The sequence below is a fragment of the Geodermatophilus sp. DF01-2 genome, from assembly GCF_004571065.1.
In the GTDB taxonomy this organism is placed as follows: domain Bacteria; phylum Actinomycetota; class Actinomycetes; order Mycobacteriales; family Geodermatophilaceae; genus Geodermatophilus.
On the sequence record NZ_SPQN01000004.1, the window covers coordinates 53,162 to 73,618 of the forward strand.

The 20,457-nt window shown below is 73.8% G+C and carries 21 protein-coding genes; 15 read left to right on the forward strand and 6 right to left on the reverse strand.

Translation table 11 applies throughout. The features are described 5' to 3' along the window. Window positions 1-70 precede the first annotated feature (70 nt). Window positions 71-565: an inorganic diphosphatase gene (locus E4P41_RS02430; RefSeq protein ID WP_135139287.1), complete on the reverse strand. Its 495-nt coding sequence runs from the start codon at window positions 563-565 to the stop codon at window positions 71-73. A 153-nt stretch (window positions 566-718) separates the two neighbouring features. Between E4P41_RS02430 and dacB the strand changes: the two genes are divergently transcribed. The 10 genes from dacB (at window position 719) to E4P41_RS02480 (ending at window position 10,311) form a co-directional block, all read left to right on the forward strand. After that, complete coding sequence (gene dacB / locus E4P41_RS02435) at window positions 719-2,038, forward strand: D-alanyl-D-alanine carboxypeptidase/D-alanyl-D-alanine-endopeptidase (RefSeq protein WP_245177058.1); 1,320 nt, start codon at window positions 719-721, stop codon at window positions 2,036-2,038. An 85-nt stretch (window positions 2,039-2,123) separates the two neighbouring features. After that, on the forward strand, window positions 2,124-3,209 hold the full coding sequence (locus E4P41_RS02440; RefSeq protein ID WP_135139289.1) for a zinc-dependent metalloprotease: 1,086 nt from the start codon (window positions 2,124-2,126) through the stop codon (window positions 3,207-3,209). A 20-nt stretch (window positions 3,210-3,229) separates the two neighbouring features. Then, window positions 3,230-4,255, forward strand: a complete 1,026-nt coding sequence (tilS, locus tag E4P41_RS02445) for a tRNA lysidine(34) synthetase TilS (protein WP_135139290.1) — start codon at window positions 3,230-3,232, stop codon at window positions 4,253-4,255. Next, a complete protein-coding gene (gene hpt / locus E4P41_RS02450) occupies window positions 4,252-4,836 on the forward strand; it encodes a hypoxanthine phosphoribosyltransferase (protein ID WP_135139291.1) in 585 nt (194 codons plus the stop codon). Before tilS ends, hpt begins: the two co-directional genes overlap by 4 nt. 314 nt (window positions 4,837-5,150) lie before the next feature. Then, on the forward strand, window positions 5,151-7,139 hold the full coding sequence (gene ftsH / locus E4P41_RS02455) for an ATP-dependent zinc metalloprotease FtsH (protein ID WP_135139292.1): 1,989 nt from the start codon (window positions 5,151-5,153) through the stop codon (window positions 7,137-7,139). A gap of 29 nt (window positions 7,140-7,168) precedes the next feature. Continuing rightward, window positions 7,169-7,756 carry a GTP cyclohydrolase I FolE gene (gene folE / locus E4P41_RS02460; RefSeq protein WP_348536450.1) on the forward strand — a complete coding sequence of 196 codons (588 nt, stop codon included), beginning with the start codon at window positions 7,169-7,171 and terminating at the stop codon, window positions 7,754-7,756. Window positions 7,757-8,030: 274 nt separating this feature from the next. Then, a complete protein-coding gene (folP, locus tag E4P41_RS02465) occupies window positions 8,031-8,849 on the forward strand; it encodes a dihydropteroate synthase (RefSeq protein ID WP_135139293.1) in 819 nt (272 codons plus the stop codon). After that, window positions 8,842-9,228, forward strand: a complete 387-nt coding sequence (gene folB, locus E4P41_RS02470; RefSeq protein WP_135139294.1) for a dihydroneopterin aldolase — start codon at window positions 8,842-8,844, stop codon at window positions 9,226-9,228. Before folP ends, folB begins: the two co-directional genes overlap by 8 nt. Then, complete coding sequence (gene folK, locus E4P41_RS02475) at window positions 9,225-9,731, forward strand: 2-amino-4-hydroxy-6-hydroxymethyldihydropteridine diphosphokinase (protein WP_135139295.1); 507 nt, start codon at window positions 9,225-9,227, stop codon at window positions 9,729-9,731. Before folB ends, folK begins: the two co-directional genes overlap by 4 nt. A 73-nt stretch (window positions 9,732-9,804) precedes the next feature. After that, complete coding sequence (locus E4P41_RS02480) at window positions 9,805-10,311, forward strand: DUF3180 domain-containing protein (RefSeq protein ID WP_135139296.1); 507 nt, start codon at window positions 9,805-9,807, stop codon at window positions 10,309-10,311. 106 nt (window positions 10,312-10,417) lie between these two features. Here E4P41_RS02480 and E4P41_RS02485 read toward each other — a convergent pair whose 3' ends face one another. Beyond that, window positions 10,418-11,584, reverse strand: coding sequence for an ATP-binding cassette domain-containing protein (locus E4P41_RS02485; RefSeq protein WP_209307494.1), 1,167 nt, complete (start codon window positions 11,582-11,584; stop codon window positions 10,418-10,420). Between the two features lie 3 nt (window positions 11,585-11,587). Here E4P41_RS02485 and E4P41_RS02490 point away from each other — a divergent pair, with 3 nt between their 5' ends. The 3 genes from E4P41_RS02490 (at window position 11,588) to E4P41_RS02500 (ending at window position 14,378) form a co-directional block, all read left to right on the forward strand. Further along, window positions 11,588-12,310, forward strand: coding sequence for an ABC transporter permease subunit (locus tag E4P41_RS02490; protein ID WP_245177059.1), 723 nt, complete (start codon window positions 11,588-11,590; stop codon window positions 12,308-12,310). 73 nt (window positions 12,311-12,383) lie between these two features. Then, window positions 12,384-13,115, forward strand: coding sequence for an ABC transporter permease (locus tag E4P41_RS02495; protein WP_135139297.1), 732 nt, complete (start codon window positions 12,384-12,386; stop codon window positions 13,113-13,115). 249 nt (window positions 13,116-13,364) lie between these two features. Further along, on the forward strand, window positions 13,365-14,378 hold the full coding sequence (locus E4P41_RS02500; RefSeq protein ID WP_135139298.1) for a glycine betaine ABC transporter substrate-binding protein: 1,014 nt from the start codon (window positions 13,365-13,367) through the stop codon (window positions 14,376-14,378). Between the two features lie 365 nt (window positions 14,379-14,743). On the opposite strand, the gene E4P41_RS02505 is transcribed toward E4P41_RS02500, so the two are convergent. Further along, window positions 14,744-15,331, reverse strand: coding sequence for a hypothetical protein (locus E4P41_RS02505; protein WP_135139299.1), 588 nt, complete (start codon window positions 15,329-15,331; stop codon window positions 14,744-14,746). Between the two features lie 19 nt (window positions 15,332-15,350). On the opposite strand from E4P41_RS02505, the gene E4P41_RS02510 reads away from it, so the two are divergent. Further along, the gene (locus E4P41_RS02510; protein WP_245177060.1) at window positions 15,351-17,006 is read left to right on the forward strand and encodes an NlpC/P60 family protein; all 1,656 of its coding nucleotides are present in this window, start codon (window positions 15,351-15,353) and stop codon (window positions 17,004-17,006) included. Between the two features lie 378 nt (window positions 17,007-17,384). Further along, on the forward strand, window positions 17,385-18,272 hold the full coding sequence (locus E4P41_RS02515; protein ID WP_245177061.1) for a diguanylate cyclase: 888 nt from the start codon (window positions 17,385-17,387) through the stop codon (window positions 18,270-18,272). A 341-nt stretch (window positions 18,273-18,613) separates the two neighbouring features. Here the strand turns inward: E4P41_RS02515 and E4P41_RS02520 are convergent, their stop codons facing one another. The 3 genes from E4P41_RS02520 to E4P41_RS02530 all read right to left on the reverse strand — a co-directional run bounded on the left by E4P41_RS02520 (window position 18,614) and on the right by E4P41_RS02530 (window position 20,304). Then, window positions 18,614-18,859: a hypothetical protein gene (locus E4P41_RS02520; RefSeq protein ID WP_135139300.1), complete on the reverse strand. Its 246-nt coding sequence runs from the start codon at window positions 18,857-18,859 to the stop codon at window positions 18,614-18,616. 201 nt (window positions 18,860-19,060) lie between these two features. After that, the gene (locus E4P41_RS02525) at window positions 19,061-19,720 is read right to left on the reverse strand and encodes an Asp23/Gls24 family envelope stress response protein (protein WP_135139301.1); all 660 of its coding nucleotides are present in this window, start codon (window positions 19,718-19,720) and stop codon (window positions 19,061-19,063) included. 5 nt (window positions 19,721-19,725) lie between these two features. Next, window positions 19,726-20,304 (reverse strand): sigma-70 family RNA polymerase sigma factor, encoded by a 579-nt coding sequence (locus E4P41_RS02530; RefSeq protein ID WP_167760883.1) that lies wholly within the window; start codon window positions 20,302-20,304, stop codon window positions 19,726-19,728. Between the last annotated feature and the right edge of the window lie 153 nt (window positions 20,305-20,457).

The window sequence follows — 20,457 nt, forward strand, 5'->3', positions numbered from 1 at the left end:
TGAGGGGCCAGGCGGCCACCCTTCCCCCCGCGCCGAGCGTGCGAGGCGTGGGGGGAAGGGTGGTCCTTCTTCAGTGGTGCGGTTCGGCCTCCTCGGCCCGCTGGAGGGAGGCGTTGATCTCCGCCTCGGCCTCCGTGCGGCCGACCCATTCGGCGCCCTCGACCGACTTGCCCGGCTCGAGGTCCTTGTAGGTCTCGAAGAAGTGCTGGATCTCCAGGCGGTCGAACTCCGAGACGTCGCCGATGTCGGTCAGGTGGGCCATCCGCGGGTCGGTCGCCGGCACGCAGAGGACCTTGTCGTCACCGCCCTTCTCGTCGGTCATGCGGAACATGCCGATGGCGCGGCAGGTGATGAGGCAGCCGGGGAAGGTCGGCTCCTCGAGGAGGACCAGGGCGTCGAGCGGATCGTCGTCCTGGCCGAGGGTGTTCTCGATGTACCCGTAGTCGGCCGGGTAGCGGGTGGAGGTGAAGAGCATCCGGTCCAGGCGGATGCGTCCGGTGGTGTGGTCCAGCTCGTACTTGTTCCGCTGGCCCTTCGGGATTTCGATCGTCACGTCGAACTGCACGGGACGTAGTGTGGCGGATCGGACTCCGGGCGCCTGCCGGAGGTCGTTCCGGGGGAGGGCACCATCGCGTCCAGTGGGTCGACGGTCGTCACGCCGAGGTACTCACGGTTCCGTCGCCGGCTCCTGTCGGGGACCGTCGCGCTGCTGCTCGTGGTGGCCGCCGGCGTCTGGTTCGTCGTGGCGCCGGGCACGGACGACGCCGCTCCGGAGGTCGCCGCCGCGGAGGCCCGCCTGCCCGACGTGGAGGCGGCCGGGCCGGTGCTGGCGGCGCTGTCGTCGGAGGCGCCCGCCCCGGACCCCGGCGTGCTCGCCGACGGGCTCGCCCCGCTGCTGGCCGCCCCGGCCCTGGGGTCCGGCGTCGAAGCCCGGGTCGTCGACGTCGCCTCCGGTGAGGTGCTGCTCGACCAGGGGTCCGACGACCCGTCGACGCCGGCCTCGACCGCCAAGCTGCTCACCGCCGTCGCGGCCCTGACCACCCTCGGTCCCGACGCCACCCTCGAGACGAGGGTCGTCGCCGGCGCCACGCCCGGCGAGGTGGTGCTCGTCGGCGGTGGCGACCCGACCCTGTCGCGGACCGTTCCCTCGCTGACCTACCCGGGGGCACCCACCGTGGCCGACCTCGCCGCCCAGGTGCGCAGCAGCCTGCCGGTGGGCACCGAGGTCACCCGCGTCGTCGTCGACGACTCGTTGTTCGAGGGCCCGCGCACCGCGCCCGGCTGGGGGCCGGGCGACGCGCCGTCCACCTACGCGGCGCCGATCACCGCGGCGGCGGTCGACGGCGCCCGGGTGCGCCCCGGCGAGCTGCCCCGCAGCGGCCAGCCCGGGATCGACGCCGGCACCGCACTGGCCGTCGCGCTCGGCGTCCCCGACGCGCCCGTCGCCCTGGGCGAGGCGCCGGAGGGTGCGGAGACCCTCGGCACGGTCGAGTCGGCGCCGGTCGCCCGGCTGGTCGAGCAGACCCTGTCCCAGTCGGACAACGTGCTGGCCGAGGCGCTGGCCCGCCACGTGGCCCTCGCCGCCGACCTGCCCGCCTCCTTCGCGGGGGCCGCGCAGGCGGTGGCCGAGGCGCTGGAGGGCGCCGGCCTCGACGTCACCGGGGTGTCCTTGTCCGACGGCAGCGGACTGTCGGCCGACGACCGCGTGCCGGTCTCGCTGCTCACCGAGCTGCTCACCGGTGCCGCCGACGGCTCGCTGCCCGGAGCCTCGGCCGTCCTCTCCGGCCTCCCCGTCGCCGGCTACGACGGCACGCTGGCCGACCGCGGCGACGAGGACCCGCAGACCGCGCCGGGCGCGGTCCGCGCCAAGACCGGCACCCTCCTGGGGGTGCACGGCCTGGCCGGCACCGTCGTCACCGCCGACGGTCGGCTGCTGAGCTTCGCCGTGGTCGCCGACGGCGCACCCGCCAACGGGTTGGCGGCCGAGGAGGCGCTGGACGACGTCGCCGCGGCGCTGGCCGCCTGCGGCTGCAGGTGACCGCCTGGAACGGCCGCCCTTCAGGGGCCCGCGCCGAGCGTGCGAGGCGTGGGGGGAAGGGCGGTCCTTCGTCTACCGTGAGGCGATGAGCAGCCCCGCACGGATGGTCGACTGGGACCTCGCCGGACGCACCGCCCGCCGCCTGGTCGGGCCCGGTCCGGAGACGACGCGCGAGGAGGCCGCCGCCGTCGTCCGGGAACTGCACGCGGCCGCCGCGGCCGCCGTCGCGCACGTCGAGGGGCTCACCGGGCTCACGCCGGTGCCCGGCGGGCCGGCGCCGGAGGTCGCCGTCGTCGACCGGCCTGGTTGGGTCGACGCCAACACCGCCGGGATGGCTGCCCTCCTCGACCCGCTCGTCGACGCACTGGCCGCCCGGCAGGACTCCCGCCCGGGTCCGCTCGCCACCGCCATCGGCTCCCGCGCCACCGGTGTGCAGGCCGGCGGCGTGCTGGCGTTCCTCTCCTCCCGCGTGCTCGGCCAGTACGAGGTGTTCGGCACCGGCGGCCGGCTGCTGCTGGTGGCGCCGAACATCGTCGACGCCGAGCGTCGGATGGGCGTCGACCCCAGCGACTTCCGGCTCTGGGTCTGCCTGCACGAGGTCACCCACCAGCTGCAGTTCACCGCCGTGCCCTGGCTCAAGGACCACCTCGAGGCCCAGATCACCGAGTTCGTCGACGCCACCGATCTCGACCCCGACGTGCTCCGGGACCGGCTGCGCGACGTCCTGCGCGGCGTCGCCGACGCGGTCCGCGGCGCCGACGGCGGCGACGACGCCGGGCTGATGGCGCTGGTCCAGGACCCCGCGCAGCGCGCCGTCCTCGACCGGGTGACCGCCGTGATGAGCCTGGTCGAGGGGCACGCCGAGTACGTCATGGACGGCGTCGGCCCGGACGTCGTCCCCTCGGTGAAGACGCTGCGCAAGCGGTTCGCCCAGCGCCGCAAGGGCCGCGGCCCCCTCGACCGGGTGCTGCGCCGGCTGCTGGGCCTGGAGCAGAAGATGAAGCAGTACGCCGACGGACGGCACTTCGTCGGCGGGGTCGTCGAGCGGGTCGGCATGGAGGGCTTCAACCGGGTGTGGTCGGGCCCCGAGACGCTGCCGCGGATCGAGGAGCTCACCGACCCGGCCCGCTGGGTCGAGCGGGTGCACGGCCGCCCCGCCATCCCGGCCTGACCGGGCGGGCCGGGGACGGCATGGCCGGCCCGCCGCGGGCCGTCGCGGTCCTCCGGCACGCGGTGCGCGGCGGGCTGCGGGCGAGCGACCGGCCGGTCCTCGCCGCGTGCAGCGGGGGAGCGGACTCCGTCGCACTGGCCGCCGCGCTGGCGTTCGAGGCGGCCTCCGCCGGCGTCCGGGTCGCGGGGATCACCGTCGACCACGGGCTGCAGCCCGGGTCCGCGGAGCGGGCCGAGCGCACCGCGGACCTGCTCCGCGGGCTCGGGCTCGACCCGGTCCTCGTCCGCCGGGTGGCGGTCGGTGCCGACGGCGGCCCGGAGGGCGCCGCCCGGGCAGCCCGCCACTCCGCCCTGGCGGCTGCGGCGGTGCAGCTCGACGCCCGGGTCGCCCTCGCGCACACCCTCGACGACCAGGCCGAGACGGTGCTCCTGGGGCTCGGCCGCGGCTCGGGTCCGCGCTCGGTCGCCGGCATGGTGGCCGAGCGGACGGCGGGCGGGGTTCCCTGGTGGCGGCCACTGCTCGGCGTCCGCCGGGCCACCACCCGCCAGGCGTGTGCCGACCAGGGGTTGCCGGTGTGGGACGACCCCTGGAACAGCGACCCCGCCTACACGCGCGCCCGGCTGCGCGGCGAGGTGCTGCCGCTGATGGAGGAGGTGCTCGGCGGGGGCGTGGCAGCCGCCCTCGCCCGGACCGCCGACCTGCTCCGGGAGGACCTCGACGCCCTCGACGCGCTCGCCGCGGCCGAGCTGGGCCGGTTGGCCGGAGCGGACGGCCTGCCGGCCCGGGAGTTGACCGCGCTGCCGGCCGCGGTCCGCCGCCGCGTGCTGCGTGCCTGGCTGCACGGGGCCGGCGTCCCGGACCTGCAGGCGGTGCACCTGGCCGCCGTCGACGCGCTGCTGACCAGGTGGCGCGGGCAGGGCCGGGTGGACCTACCCGGCGGTGCGGGGGCCCTCCGGACGTCTGGCAGGCTGATGCTGTCGCCCCCGGAAGCACGGGGCCCCCGTCCCGGGAACGCACCCGACACCCGCGAGGAGTCCAGCCCGTGAGCGAGTCCGCCAGCGCTCCAGCAGAGCTCGGCAACGACCACGGCTACGGCCCGGACATCGACCACGTGCTGCTCACGGAGGAGCAGATCCAGGCGAAGATCGCCGAGCTGGCCGAGGAGGTCGCCGCGGACTACGCGGAGCGCGAGGTGCTGCTGGTCGGCGTCCTCAAGGGCGCCGTCCTGTTCATGAGCGACTTCGCCCGGGCCCTCCGGCTGCCCACCCAGATGGAGTTCATGGCCGTCTCGTCCTACGGCTCGGCCACCAGTTCCTCCGGTGTCGTGCGCATCCTCAAGGACCTCGACCGGGACATCAGCGACCGCCACGTGCTGGTGATCGAGGACATCATCGACTCCGGGTTGACCCTCTCCTGGTTGCTCAAGAACCTCGGCGGCCGCCGCCCGGCCTCCCTCGAGGTCTGCGCGCTGCTGCGCAAGCCCGACGCGGTGAAGGTCGACGTGCCGGTCCGCTACATCGGCTTCGACATCCCCAACGAGTTCGTCGTCGGCTACGGGCTGGACTACGCCGAGCGGTACCGCGACCTGCCCTACATCGCGACGCTGCGACCGGAGGTGTATGCCTGACGTCCCCTCGGGTGAGCCGCCTTGCTAGGCGTCCTGAGGAGCGGGGCCCGGAGGGTCCCCGAGTAAGGACGGAACCGGCTCCGCGCACGTCGGGGACGGCACCTGGTGGCGGTGTCGCCCGGTAGGGCGACAGGAGGCATTGCCAGCCCGTGCCCGGCTGATGCACAGCTGTCGTACAGGCACGCCGGTGTACCGTCGATCGCAACGACGCTGCACCGTAGCGCCAGGGTGCCCCCGGGCCGCAGGAAGCGTCCCCCGGACGATCAGGAGGGTGGACGGGACAGGCCGGAGCACCGGCCGCCCGGCATCGGTGTATGGAACGTAAGAAGCTCTTCCGCTCCGTGTGGTTCTGGGTCGTCCTCGTCGTCCTCCTGGCGCTGGCGTTCTCCTCGCTGTTCCGCGGCACCGGTGGGTACACGGAGGTCGACACCTCCACGGCGCTGCAGCAGTTCGCCGACGACAACGTCGAGAGCGTGGTCATCAACGACCGGGAGCAGACGCTCGACATCGACCTCCAGAACCCGGTCGAGGGCAGCGATCAGATCACCACGTTCTACCCCCTGGGTGCCGAGGACGAGGTCTTCGACCTGGTCTCCGGCCTCGGTGACGACGAGGCCGTGGAGTTCGACACCAACGTCACCCAGGACAGCCTGCTGGTCAGCCTGCTGGTCAGCTTCCTGCCGTTCCTGATCCTGCTGCTCCTGTTGTTCTGGCTGTTCAACTCCATGCAGGGCGGCGGCCGGGGCGTCATGGCCTTCGGCAAGTCCAAGGCCAAGCAGGTCACCAAGGACATGCCCAAGACCACGTTCGCCGACGTCGCCGGCGCCGACGAGGCCATCGAGGAACTGCACGAGATCAAGGACTTCCTCGCCAACCCGGTGAAGTTCCAGGCGGTGGGCGCGAAGATCCCCAAGGGCGTGCTGCTGTTCGGCCCGCCCGGCACCGGCAAGACCCTGCTGGCCCGCGCGGTCGCCGGCGAGGCCGGGGTGCCGTTCTTCTCCATCTCCGGCTCGGACTTCGTGGAGATGTTCGTCGGTGTCGGCGCCAGCCGGGTGCGCGACCTGTTCGAGCAGGCCAAGACCAACGCCCCGGCGATCATCTTCATCGACGAGATCGACGCCGTCGGCCGGCACCGCGGCGCCGGCATGGGCGGCGGCCACGACGAGCGCGAGCAGACGCTCAACCAGATGCTCGTCGAGATGGACGGCTTCGACGTCAAGGGCGGCGTCATCCTCATCGCCGCCACCAACCGGCCGGACATCCTCGACCCCGCGCTGCTGCGCCCGGGCCGCTTCGACCGGCAGATCGCCGTCGATCGGCCGGACCTCGAGGGTCGCAAGAGGATCCTCGAGGTGCACGCCAAGGGCAAGCCGCTCGCCCCGGACGTCGACCTGGAGACCGTGGCCCGCCGGACCCCGGGCTTCACCGGCGCCGACCTGGCCAACGTGCTCAACGAGGGTGCGCTGCTCACCGCCCGCACCAACGCCACGGTGATCACCGACGAGGTCCTCGAGGAGGCGATCGACCGGGTCATCGCCGGCCCCGAGCGCAAGACGCGGGCGATGAGCGAGAAGGAGAAGAAGGTCACCGCCTACCACGAGGGCGGCCACGCCCTGGTGGCGCACGCGCTGCCCAACCTGGACCCGGTGCACAAGGTGACGATCCTGCCGCGCGGCCGGTCGCTCGGGCACACGCTGGTCCTGCCGACCGAGGACAAGTACACCCAGACCCGGTCGGAGATGATCGACACCCTCGCCTACGCCCTCGGCGGCCGGGCGGCCGAGGAGCTCGTCTTCCACGAGCCCACCACCGGCGCCGGCAACGACATCGAGAAGGCGACCGCCATGGCGCGGGCGATGGTCACCCAGTACGGCATGAGCGCCAAGCTCGGCGCGGTGAAGTACGGCAGCAGTGACTCCGAGCCGTTCCTGGGCCGGGACATGGGCAGCCGGCCGGACTACTCCGAGGCCGTCGCCGCCGACATCGACGCGGAGATCCGCGCCTTGGTCGAGGCGGCGCACGACGAGGCGTGGGAGATCCTCGTCGAGTACCGGGCCGTTCTCGACCAGCTCGTGCTGGAGCTGATCGACAAGGAGACCCTCTCCAAGGAGGACATGGCCCGTATCTGCGCGCCGGTCGCCAAGCGGCCCTCCCTGGCCCCGTACAACGGCTTCGGCAAGCGCACGCCGTCGGACAAGCCCCCGGTGCTGACGCCGGCCGAGCGCGCCGCGCAGAACGGGAACGGGCACGTCGACGAAGGCAGCAACCCGGTCGGTGATGTCGGCGCCCCTGTGCAGCGGTGAGTGAGATCCCGGCCGGAGCGGACGACCAGCTGCTGAGCCGGCCGCGTCGGGAGGTCGACCAGGCGCGTGCGGCGGCCGCCGTCCGTGAGCTGCTGCTCGCGATCGGCGAGGACCCGGACCGTCCCGGCCTGCAGGACACACCGGAGCGGGTGGCCCGCGCGTACGCCGAGACGTTCGCGGGGCTGTGGCAGGACCCCTCGGACATCCTTGCGACCACGTTCGACGAGGACCACGACGAGATGGTCCTGGTGAAGGACATCCCGATGTACTCGACCTGCGAGCACCACCTGGTGCCCTTCCACGGGGTCGCGCACGTCGGCTACATCCCCGGCGAGGACGGGAAGGTCACCGGGCTGTCCAAGCTGGCCCGGTTGGTCGAGGTCTACGCCCGCCGCCCGCAGGTCCAGGAGCGGATGACCAGCCAGATCGCCGACGCGCTGGCCGACGTCCTCAAACCCCGCGGCGTGCTCGTGGTCATCGAGGCGGAGCACCTGTGCATGGCGATGCGCGGCATCCGCAAGCCCGGCTCGACGACGGTCACCTCGGCCGTGCGCGGCATCTTCCGGGACAACCCGGCGACCCGTAGCGAGGCGATGAGCCTCGTGTTGCGAAGGTGACGGGCGAGTGAGCATCGCAGCGAGGAACGAGCGAGGAGCGGAGCGAGCCCGGAACCGAGCCATGGACGTTGCGAAGGTGACGGGCGAGTGAGCATCGCAGCGAGGAACGAGCGAGGAGCGGAGCGAGCTCGGAACCGAGCCATGGACGTTGCGAAGGTGACGGGCGAGTGAGCATCGCAGCGAGGAACGAGCGAGGAGCGGAGCGAGCTCGGAACCGAGTCATGGGCCCGGGCCGGTGAGGCACCCGCTGCACGATCCGGGACGCTGTGTCGTGATGGGCGTCCTCAACGTCACGCCCGACTCCTTCTCCGACGGCGGCTGCTTCGCCGACGCGGCGTCGGCCATCGCCCACGGCCTGGCGATGCACACCGCCGGTGCCGACTACGTGGACGTGGGCGGTGAGTCCACCCGGCCCGGGGCCGACCGGGTGGACGCCGCCGAGGAGTGCCGGCGGGTGGTGCCGGTGATCCGCGAGCTGGCCGCCACCGGTGTGCGCGTCAGCGTCGACACCACCCGCGCGGAGGTCGCCGAGGCCGCGCTCGAAGCGGGCGCCGTCCTGGTCAACGACGTGAGCGGCGGCCTGGCCGACAAGAACATGGCCGAGCTGGTCGGCGAGGCCGGCGTGCCCTGGGTGCTCATGCACTGGCGCGGGCACAGCCGCGAGATGTACGCCGCCGCACAGTACGGCGACGTGGTCACCGAGGTCTGCGCCGAGCTCACCGCCCGCGTGGAGGACGTCGTCGCCGCGGGCGTCGCGCCCGAGCAGCTGGTCCTCGACCCCGGCCTGGGCTTCGCCAAGCGCGCCGAACACAACTGGCGGCTGCTGGCCGGCCTCGACCGGATCGTCGGCCTCGGCCTGCCGGTGCTCGTCGGCGCCTCGCGCAAGTCCTTCCTCGGCCGCCTGCTGGCCGACCCCGACGGCTCCCTGCGCCCGGCCGAGCAGCGGGACGCCGCGACCCTGGCCACCACCGTGCTGGCCGCCGAGGCCGGCGCCTGGGGTGTGCGGGTGCACGACGCCGCCGCCTCGGTGGACGCCGTCCGCACCGCCGCCGCCGTCCGGGCGGCCCGCCGCGAGGGAGAGCGCCGTGGCTGACGCCCGCCCGTCCCGCCGCCCCGACCGCATTGCCGTGCGAGGGTTGACCGCGCACGCCTTCCACGGCGTGTACGAGGCCGAGCGACAGCTGGGCCAGACCTTCCACGTCGACGCCGTCCTCGAGCTCGACACCGCCCCGGCGGCTGCCGGCGACGACCTCGAGCGGACGGTCAACTACGCCGAGCTGGCCCGGGCGCTGCACAGCGTGCTGACGGGGGAGCCGGTCGGCCTGCTGGAGACCCTCGCGCAGCGGCTGGCCGACGTGTGCCTGGTCGACCCGCTGGTCGACGCCGTCGAGATCACCGTGCACAAGCCCGAGGCCGACCTCGGCGTCCCCTTCGACGACGTCACTGTCGCGATCCGGCGGGAGCGGACGTGAGTCGGGCGGTTCTGTCGCTCGGCGCCAACCTGGGGGACCGGGCTGCCACGCTGCGGGCCGCGGTCACCGCGCTCCAGGACGACGGAGTGCTGGTCGCCCGCTCGACGCTGTACGAGACGCCGCCGTGGGGACCGGTCGAGCAGCCGCCGTACCTGAACGCGGTCGTCGTCGTGCGCGGTGCTCTCGACGCCGCCGGCTGGCTGGCCCGCGCGCACGAGCTGGAGCAGGCGGCCGGGCGTACCCGGGAGGTGCGCTGGGGGCCGCGCACCCTCGACGTCGACGTCGTCACGGTCACCGGGGACGACGGGCAGCCGGTGCTCTCCGAGGACCCCGTCCTCACCCTGCCGCACCCCCGTGCGCACGAGCGGGCCTTCGTCCTGGTGCCGTGGGTCAGCCTCGACCCGACCGCGGTGCTGCCGGGCCACGGCCGGGTGAGCGACCTGCTCGCCGCACTGCCGCCGGAGGACGTCACGGCCGTCGTCCGCTGGGAGCACCTGAGTTGAGCGAGTTCGCGAGCTCGACCATCGCCACAGCGGACCGTCGAACGTGGCCGACGAGCGTCAACGAGGAGGTCTCGTGAGACCGGTGAACCGGCGCGACCTGCTGGTCCTCGCCGCCGGCCTGGCCGTCGCGTCGTGGCTCGTCGTGCGCGCGGCCTACGGCTCGCTGCCCGAGCTGCGCTGGTGGCTGCCGGTGCCGCTCGGGGTGCTCGCCGTCGCGGAGTTCCTCGGCGCCCGCACGCTGCGGACCCGGCTGGCCGCCCAGCGGGACCGGCGTCCACCGGCCGAGCGCGGCACCGCGCCGGTCCGGCCGGTCGAGCCGATGCTGGTCGCCCGGCTGGCCGTCCTGGCCCAGGCCAGCGCCTACGTCGGCGCGGTGTTCGTCGGCATCTGGGTCGGCCTGCTGCTGTACGCGGCGCCCTTGGTGTCCCGGCTGCAGGCCGCCGGCGGGGACACCGTCACCGGGGTCGTCGGGGTGGTGTGCTCCGCCGCCCTGGTCGCGGCCGCGCTGTGGCTCGAGTCGATCTGCCGCATACCGCCGTCGTCGGACGACGAGACGCCGCCCGCCGGCGCCCGGGCGTGAGCGCGACGGCACCGACGTCCGAGCCTCGAGGCTGCCAACTGTCGGGACGACGGGGCTGGAGCGTCGATCTCAGCACCGACTTCCCCGCAGTTGTGCCCTCGCTGCGTCAGCCGGCGTTGACCGAGCGGCGCAGGGCGGCGTGCAGGGCCGCGGGGGTGAGGACGCCGAGGTAGCGGTCCCCGTCGAGCACCGGCACCCACCCGGCGTCGGACTGCAGCAGCGTCGCCAGCGCCGCCCGTAGCGAGGCATCCAGCGGCACGGCGCCGTCGGTCCGGACGGCGGCGGACGCGACCGTCCCCGGGCCGGCGGCCCGGTCGGCGGGCAGCCAGCCGGCCGGTCGCCCGCCGTCGTCCAGCACCAGCGCCCAACCGGTGCCGGCGCGGTCGAGCGCCGCCCCGGCCTCGGCCAGCCCGTCGGCCAGGCCCACCACCGGCGGGTGCACCAGGTCGGCGGGGTCGATCGGGGTCACGGCCAGCCGTTTGAGCCCGCGGTCGACGCCGACGAAGTCGGCCACCCGGTCGTTGACCGGGCGGCCGAGCAGCTCGGCGGGCGGGGCGAACTGCTCGACGTGCCCGCCGCTGCTCATCACCGCGATGCGGTCGCCGAGCCGCACCGCCTCCTCGATGTCGTGGGTGACGAAGACGATCGTCTTGCGCACCGCCTCCTGCAGCCGCAGGAACTCCGACTGCAGCCGCTCCCGCACCACCGGGTCGACCGCGGAGAACGGCTCGTCCATCAGCAGGACGCCGGGGTCGGCGGCCAGCGCCCGGGCGACGCCGGCCCGCTGCCGCTGCCCGCCGGAGAGCTGGGCGGGGTAGCGGTCGCCGTGGACGGCGGGGTCGAGGCCGACCAGGGTGAGCAGCTCCTCGACCCGGTCGCGGGTGCGGCGGCGGTCCCAGCCCAGCAGCCGGGGCACGGTGCCGACGTTGGCCCGCACCGTCTGGTGGGGGAAGAGGCCCACGCTCTGGATGACGTAGCCGATGCGCCGGCGCAGCCGGTCGGCGTCGACACGGGTGACGTCCTCGCCGCCGAGCAGGATGCGGCCGGTCGTCGGCTCGATGATCCGGTTGACCATCTTCATCGTCGTCGTCTTGCCGCAGCCCGAGGGGCCGACCAGCACCGACAGCTCCCCGGCGGCGAAGGTCAGGTCGAGCTCGGCCACACCCACGGTGCCGTCCGGATAGACCTTGCTGACCCCCTCGAGCCGGATCTCGGGGGCGCCGCCGGCCGGGTCCGCCGCGCGCAGCGACGAGGGGGCGGCAGTAGCGTCCACGGCGTGGCCTTCCTGGGTGCGCTGAGCGCGACGGGCGACCCGGCAGCCCGGATGCTCGCAGCGGACGAGGCGCCGAACCCCTGGTTCGACCCGTCGTACGTGACCGACAACTGGGACACCATTGTGGGCTACCTCGGTCAGCACGTCAGGCTGACCGTCGGAGCGGTGCTGCTGGGAGCGCTGATCGCGCTGCCACTGGCGCTGCTCGCCCGGCGCACCCGGTTGCTGGCAGGTCCGGTGCTGGGGCTGTCCTCGGTGGTCTACACGATCCCGTCGCTGGCGATGTTCGCCTTCCTGGCACCGTTCACCGGGCCGCTGTCGCCGACCACGGTGCTCATCGGGCTGACGCTCTACACGTTGGTCATCCTCGTGCGGAACTTCCTCACCGGCCTGCAGGGGGTCCCCGCCGACGTGCGCGAGGCGGCCCGGGGCATGGGCTACGGCCCGGCTCGGCTGTTCCTCCAGGTCGACCTGCCGCTGGCGCTGCCGACCTTCATGGCCGGCCTGCGGATTGCCACCGTCTCGACGGTCGCCCTCGTCACCGTCGGTGTCATCACCGGCAACGGCGGGCTGGGGCAGCTGATCATCGGCGGCCTCAACTCGAACTTCTACCGCGCCGAGATCGTCACCGGCGCGGTCGGCTGCGTGCTGCTCGCGCTGGTCGCCGACGTGCTGCTGGCCGGGCTGGAGCGCCTACTCACCCCGTGGACGAGGGCGGCCACGTGAGCGAGCTCGCGAGCTCGCGCACAGGCAGGGCAGTGCCACGCGCGTGGACGACGAGCGCCGGGGAGGAGGACGCATGAGTGCGTTGGGCGACGCCTTCGTCTACCTCAACGACCCGTTCAACTGGATCCGGTCCGGGGGCATCCTCGACCTGCTGGTCCAGCATCTGAGGATCTCCGGCCTGGCCGTGCTGCTCGCCGCCGCCCTCGCCGTCCCCGCCGGGGTGCTGCTGGGCCGCAGCGGCCGGGGGGCCGGCGCCATCGTCGCCCTCTCCAACGTCAGCCGCGCCGTTCCGACGCTCGCCCTGCTCACCGTCCTCGCGGTGACCCCGCTCGGCTTCAGCGAGACCGGCACCGTCCTGGCGCTGGCCGTCTTCGCCGTCCCGCCGATGCTGACCAACACGTTCGTCGGGTTCCGGGAGGTCGACCGCGACGTCCGCGAGGCGGCCCGCGCGATGGGGATGAGCCGTGGCCAGATGCTGCGCCAGGTCGAGCTCCCCCTGGCCCTGCCGCTGGTCATGACGGGCGTGCGGACGGCGGCCGTGCAGGTCGTCGCAACGGCGACCCTGGCGGCGCTGGTCGGTGGGGGAGGCCTCGGGCGGATCATCAACCTCGGCTTCGGTCAGCAGGACCTCGGCCAGATCCTCGCGGGCGCCGTCCTCGTGGCCGCCCTCGCGCTGCTCACCGAGCTGGTCCTCGTCCTCGTGTCGACGGCGGTGACGCCCGGGCAGCGCCGGTGGCCGCTGCGCCGCGTGCGTTCCAGCCCGGCCGGCGAGCCGGAGCCGACCTCGTCCGGTGTCCCCCTGTGAACAAGGATCCCTCCGCCCCCACCCGCAGGCTCGCGCCAGGCTCCGCCCAGAGGCTCGCCGCGAGCCTGCGAGCGGTGAGGAGGACGGGGTCCTTCTGCTGCAGAGGGCCTGCGTAACAACCGGGCAACACCTGCGCGTCCGGCGTGGCCGGACGTCGAGGGCCGGGGTTCCATGGCTGGTGCGGGGCTCCTCCCGCCAGACACGCGCCGCGGCCGTCCGGCCGCGCGGGACACAGAAGGCGGGCCGCACATGCGCAGCCGTGCACGCACTCTCGCACCCCTCGCCGTCGCAGGGGTGCTGCTCACCGCGACGGCTTGCGGCGAGTCCGGCTCCTCGGGCACCGGCGGCGGGCAGGCGGCGGATGGTGGCGCGTCCGGCGACGCCTGCGCCCCCGTGGCCGGCGAGCAGCTGGTCGTGCTGGAGGACGACCAGCAGCTGCAGAACGCCGACAACGTCATCCCCGCGGTCAACATGGCGACCGCGCAGGCCAACCCGGCTCTGATTCCGGTGCTCGACGCGGTGTCGGCGGCGCTGACCACCGAGGAGCTCATCGAGCTCAACGCCGCCGTGGACGTCGAGCGGCAGAGCGCCGAGGACGTCGCCGCGGCGTGGGTCGAGGAGAACATCGACACCGCCGCTCTGGAGCAGGGCAGCGGCCCGATCGCGGTCGGCGGCGCCAACTTCACCGAGTCGACGGTGCTGGCCAACATCTACGCCGACGTCCTCACCGCCGCGGGCTTCGACGCCTCGGTGCGCGAGGTCGGCAACCGCGAGCTCTACCTCCCGGCGCTGATCTCCGGCTCGGAGATCCAGGTCTTCCCGGAGTACCTGTCGACCGTCACCGAGTTCCTCAACCGCCAGGTCAACGGCCCGGAGGTGGAGACGGTGGCCAGCGGGGACGTGCAGGAGACGCTGAGTGCGCTGCGGCCCCTGGCCGAGCAGGCCGGGCTGGTCTTCGGCGAGCCGTCCGAGGCCGCTGACCAGAACGCCTTCGCCGTCACCCAGGCCTTCGCCGACCAGCTGGGCGTCTCGACGTTGTCGGAGCTCGCCGACGCGTGCGGGGACGGGTCGCTCATCCTCGGTGGCCCGGCCGAGTGCCCGGAGCGGCCGTACTGCCAGCCGGGCCTGGAGGAGACCTACGGCCTGCAGTTCGACAGCTTCCGCGAGCTCGACACCGGCGGCCCGCTGACCAAGGCGGCGCTGCAGCAGGGCGAGATCTCGATCGGCCTGGTCTTCAGCTCCGACGGGGCCCTCGCGCAGTAGAAGGACCGAAGGACCCCGTCCTCCCCACCGCTCGCAGGCTCGCGGCGGTGCCCTGGGACGGGGCCGACCGACCCTCCGCAGGCTGTAATGGAAATCGGCGATTCCCATCGTTCGAGGCGGCCCGCAGGGGCCATGGATCCTGTGAGGAGAATCCACCGGGATTCTCATCCGTCGAGGCGGCCTGGAACAGGCCATGGATTCTCAGGGCGGGGCCCGGGAGGGCGTCGACCCGCGCCCCCCCGGGACACCGTTCCGGAGGCCGCGGCGTGCGCGACGTCTCCTCGATCCGTTCCGTGGTCAGGGGCCTCCGCGCCGTTACCCTTGGCGCCATGCGGGGGGACCGGGACGACGCGTCGGCGCACCGGTCAGGAGCGGGTTCCCCGGGGCTGCGGACGGTCGGTCTGGCCGTGGGTTTCGTCCTCGCGGTCGGCGCCACCGTCGTCGTCTTCCTCACCGACGACCCGCAGGTCCTGCGGCTGGCGGTCGTGGGTGCGATCTGGGCGTTCGTCCTCGCCGCGCTGGTTCCGTCCCGCCGCGGTGCGGACGGGTCCTCGCCGGACGGCGGTGGGCTGGCCGCCGTCGAGCGCGCGGACCTCGAGCGGGCGGCCGCCGAGCGGGAGGCCGAGCTCCGGCTGGCCCACGAGCTCGAGCTGCAGCGGGAGGTCGCCGGCCTGCGCCGCGATCTCGCCGGCCTCGACCTCAGCCAGCTGGCCGAGGTGCGCGCCGACGTCGGCCGGCTGCGCGCGGAGCTCACCGAGCAGCTCTCCGGCGAGATGCTCGTCGAGCGGATCATGCTGCGAACCCAGTCGGTCCGGACCGCCTCCGCGTACGGCGAGCCGCCCGCCACCCGGACGATCGATGCAGCAGGCCGGGACCGGCCGCCGTCGGAAGGCCCGGGGTCGCCGGAAGGGGTCGCGCTCCCAGGCCCCGGGTCGCCGGCCGGTCGCCGTCACCAGCAGGGGGCGCTGGCGGGTGCGGCTGTCGCTGATGGCCCTCGGCCTCGTGCTGCCGGTGGTGGCCGGGCTGATGGCCCCGGGCACCCAGCCGACCGGGACCGCCGCCGAGTCGACCGACACGGCCGGCCTCGCGCTCGCCGCGCACACCAGGCTCCTCGACGGTGCGGCGCGCTACCGCTCTCTCCAGCAGGACCTCGCTGCCCGGCGCACCGAGCTGTCCGCCGCCCGTGAGGCGGAGCAGGCCGCGCAGCAGCAGGTCGCGGCCGCGCGCGCGGTGGTCGGTGCGGGCGCCGCCGCGCTGTACCGGGCGCGGGCCGAGGCGCGCACTCCGCTCCTGCGCCTGGACGTGCAGGCGCCGTCGTCCACCCCCGACGTGCTCCGGCTGACCGCGCTGGCCGACCGGGCCGGGCGCGACCTCGAGGTCAGCGTCGTGCAGGCCGACCGCGCCGCCGTCGAGCTGGAGCTGGCCACCCGTCGCGTGGCGGTGGCCGAGGCCGCCGTCGCGACCGTGGAGGAGCAGGCCGCCGCCGTCCTCGACGAGCTGCGCACCGAGGCCGGCGGGCTGCGTACGGACGTGGCCGCACAGCTGGCCGCTCTCACCACCGGTCCGGCTGCGGCGGCGCAGCAGGAGGCCAACCAGCAGGCACGGCGCCGCTGGCAGGAGTACCTCGGCGTCCTCGCGGCCGCCGGTATCGAGTCGCCCCCCGCCAGCGCCCTCGCCGACCCGGCGGCGCTGCCCGCGGGTCTGTCCCCGGCGCTCGACGGCGCCGGGCAGCCGGTCCCCGGCGTCGCCTGGGCCGTGGCCGGCAACCGCCCGGTCACGGTGCTGCCGGCCGAGACCGTGGTCGCGGTCAGCTCCGCGCTGGCCCAGGTCGGCAAGCCGTACGTGCCCGGCGGCGTCGGGCCCGACGCCTACGACTGCGGCGGCCTCGCGGGTACCTCGTGGCTGCTCGCGGGCTACGCCGTCCCGACCGCGTCGGGCGACCAGTGGACGACCGGCGCCGCCGTTCCGCTGTCCCAGCTGGAGATCGGCGACCTCGTCTTCGCCGACGGCGGCACCGACGTGGGGATCTACGTCGGCGAGGGGCAGGTCGTCGCCGCCTCCGCTGCCGGCTACCAGGTCGGCGTCCGGCCGGTCGCGGACGGCACCGGCGCGGTGCGGGTCACCCTCCCCGCGCCCGCGCAGCCGAACCCCGCGCTGCCCGCCGGTACCGCCGGCCGGGGACCGTGTGGGGCCCCACCGCCGCCGGTGGGGCCGGTGAGCCCGGCCTGGGGCGGCTGGTCGAACGGCAGGATCCCCTCGACCGCGCTGTGCTCGATCGGTCGCAGCCACGCGCTGCGCTGTGACGCCGCGGCCGGTTATACGGCCCTGGCCGACGCCTTCACCGCGGCCTTCGGCAAGCCGCTGTGCATCACGGACTCCTACCGACCGCTGGCCGCGCAGGTCACCGCGTTCCGTACCAAACCGGCACTCGCCGCGGTTCCCGGGACGTCGAACCACGGGTGGGCGCTGGCGGTGGACCTGTGCGGCGGGGTCAACGTCGCCGGGACCGTGCAGTCGGCCTGGATGGCGGCCAACGCCGGTCGGTTCGGCTTCGTGCAGCCGGACTGGGCGCGGCCCGGGGGCGAGAAGCCGGAGCCCTGGCACTGGGAGTTCGGCCTGCTGACGTGAGCTCGGCCTTCGGCCCTGCGGCCACCGCCTCCTGCCGGGGGGCACCGGGAACAGTTCACCACCGTGCGACGGCGCCGCCCCGCACCACGAGGGCCCTGGACCCAGTGTCCGTCAGATGCTGGACGGTTTCCGATGAAGCGCGTCGGTTCGAGCAGAGATCGAGGACTCGATCAGGGAAGCGCTCGTGCCTGCTGACCGATTGAGCGGCAGCACGTTCACCAGCAGGGTGATCGGGCCACTCTTTGTGGTAAGACGCAGGTCGGCCTGCTGTCAGCCCTCGTACGCCCACCCTCCGCGTGGCCGGGGGCCGACCGGCTCCTGCCCCTGCAGACGAACGGTGATGGAGGCCGACACCGATGAGGCTCGACGTGGTGCTGAGTGACTGACCCGGTGGAGGGCCTGCCTCCGGCGGATCAGGGAAGCGCCTTCCGCAACGCGCCCACCGGCATGGCCCTCACGACCACCGACGGCGTGCTCGCCGACGTCAACCCAGCCTTGAGTTCCTTGCTGGGAATGGCGAGTGACGAGGTGCGTGGCATGTCGCTGTTCGCCCTGATCCACCCCGACGACGTGGCCGTCGCACGAGAGTCGCGCCACAGCTTGCAAGCCGACCCCAGTCGACCAACGCGCTACGAGTGCCGGCTGCTACGGGCTGATGGCAGTGCCGTGCACGTCCAGGTCGTCACGTCGTGGGTGGAGGCCACGCCGCACGGGGACCCGACCCACCTCGTCAAGCTGATCGAGGACATCACCGACCGGAGGGCGCGTGAGGCAGCGCTGGTCCACCAGGCCCTGCACGACCCGTTGACCGGTCTGCCCAACCGCGTCCTCTTCGGCGACCGGCTGCGCCACGCCCTCGACCGCGGGCATCGGGAGAACACCCCGACCTGCGTACTGATCATCGACCTCGACGACTTCAAGTCGATCAACGACGCCCACGGCCACCAGGTCGGCGACCGGGTGCTCGCCGCCTTCGCCCAGCGCCTCCGCTCGGTCCTGCGTACCAGTGACACCGCCGCTCGCCTCGGTGGGGACGAGTTCGCCGTAGCGTGCGAGAACACCGAACGCGCTGACGCCGAGCTGCTGGCCCGTCGGCTGCGCACCGAGACCACTGAACCGTTGGTCCTGGACGGCGTCAGCGTGTCGGTCGGGCTCAGTGTCGGGATCGGGTTCGCGGCCGGTGGGGTCGACCCGGTGGTGGCCTACGAACAGGTCATCACAGCAGCCGACCAGGCCATGTACGCGGAGAAGTCGAAGCGCCGCTAGCGACTCGTAGGCAGCACCGTCGGTCCCGGAGCCTCGAACCCGGCGCCAGCCTGCTCGCCGCCGGTGGTCTCCGTCCTGGGTGGGCGCTGGAGGGCTCGATGGACCGAACACGTGAAGGTGGGGACGCAGTCTCGCCGGGCGAGGCTGCCCCCAAGGGATGGCGGGCGAAGGCGGCCGACGCCGGGAGGCGTACGGCTCGCACCGCTCGGAGGACGCGCCGCTCGCGGCGACGGATCGGCGAACCGGCAGCGGTGCTGTCGACCCTCGCCGGGTCCCCACGTTCCGTGACGCCGCAGCCGTAGCGCCCGGGCGCTACGGCTGCGGCGTCATCGGCCGGAGCCTCAGCTGCCGTAGTTCTCGAAGATGAGGTCGTCGGTGTTCTTGTCCAACTGCATCGAGCTGCTGTGCTGGATCAGTCGAGCGACGGTGCTGGCCTCGCTGTCCGGAACGACGAGCAGGTATTCCTCCACGCCCTCGTCCAGGGTCAGCTCGAAGGTGTAGCTCCCCGGGGCATTCTCGCCCTGCTTGCTCCGGATGACGTCCACGCTGGTCACCCGGCGGATGTTCTTGCCCTGGCCCGCTGGCATGGTCTCTCCTCCCCGCGACATCGGCCGCGGTCTCGGAACTCGGATGGACATTCGACCCCTACCCGGGCATCGGCCGGCGTATCCCGTCGCTGCCCGATGTCGTCATCCCCGCAGCCGACGGGTCGACGCATGCCCCGGCTATCAGCACAGCGAGGCCGGCGTCGCGGCCGGGAGCGCTGTGCCGATGCGCAGGCGGAACTGTCAGTGGTCGGCCGGAGGTTGCCGCACGTCGACGACGGTGACGTTCACCTCGGTGGTGGTCAGGCCGGTGTGGGTGGCGATGTGGTGTGCGACCCGGCGCCGCACCTGGTCGGCGACCTGCGGGATGGGAACTCCGAAGTCGACGGCGATCTGCACGTCGATGACGACGTGGGTGCCGGCCACGCCGATGTCGGTGGCGGCTTCTCCCTCGGGCCCGGCGACCCGGGCCGGGTCGGCTGTGGCCTCCATGGGCCCGGCAGCGTGTCCTCCGCCGAGGGCGAGGGTGACGTGCGGGACGGATTCGGCGGCGAGGCGGGCGACGGCTCCGACGACGCGGGCGGCGATGCGTGTCTGACCGACAGGGTCGTGGAGTACGGCCTGCCAGGCGTTGCGGGAGAGTTCGCGGATCTGCGCCATGACCGCCTGGAGCAGTCCGGCCGGGGCTCGTACGTGCTCGGCGGCGAGGTCGCGCACGGGTGCCCAGAGATCCTCCAGTTCGGCCAGGGCGGCCCGGCAGTGCGGGCAGCCGCGCTGGTGCTCGGGATCGCGGGGTGGGGCCCCGTCGGTCACCTGGGCGAGGAGGTCGTCGACGGGCTTTCCGCAGGCCAGCCGGTCGCTGTCCTCCGGCGGCGGACCGGCGGGGACTCCATCTGGGGGCATCCGGGTCACCTCCACTCCCGCAGGATGATCGCCAGGGCTCGGCGGGCTCGGTGGGCCCGGACTTTCGCGGCGTTCTCGCTGATACCGAGGATGCGCCCGGTTTCGGCATGCGTGTATCCGCCGAAGGTGGTGAGCACCAGCGGCGCACGTTGGTCGAACGGAAGCGCCAGCAGCGCCTGGCGGACGGCGTCGCGGCGCTGCGCGGCCATGGCGAGGGCTTCGGCGGCCGGTGCCTGCGGCATTGCTGCCGCCGGCTCGGCCTCGTCGGGCAGTGGATCGGTCGGGCGACGGGCGCGGCGCAGGTTGTGACAGCGGTTGATCACGATCCGGGTGATCCAGGTGGAGAACTGGGCGTCCCTGCGGAACGAGGGCAGATGCTGCCAGGCCTGCAGGAACGCCTCCTGGAGGATGTCCTGCGCGTCGTGCGGATTCCCGGTCATGCGCAGCGCCACGCGGTACAGCTGATCCTGGTGCGCGCGGACGAGGACGGCGAACGCCTCCTCGTCGCCACCGCGGGCGAGCTCGACCCAGCGGGCTTCGAGCGGGTCGACCGACCCCTGCACCTCCTCCGCCACCCGGCTCACGGCACGCGCCTCCGGGGCCACGACACATTGTTCGCCATCTGCTGTAACCCTTCGCGCGGCGCACGTGTCCAAGCAGGTGTCAGTCGCAGGTTGGCGGTCAACCGCACCGTGCACCGGCTGCTGACCGTAGCCGCAACCCCGAACTCCCATCTC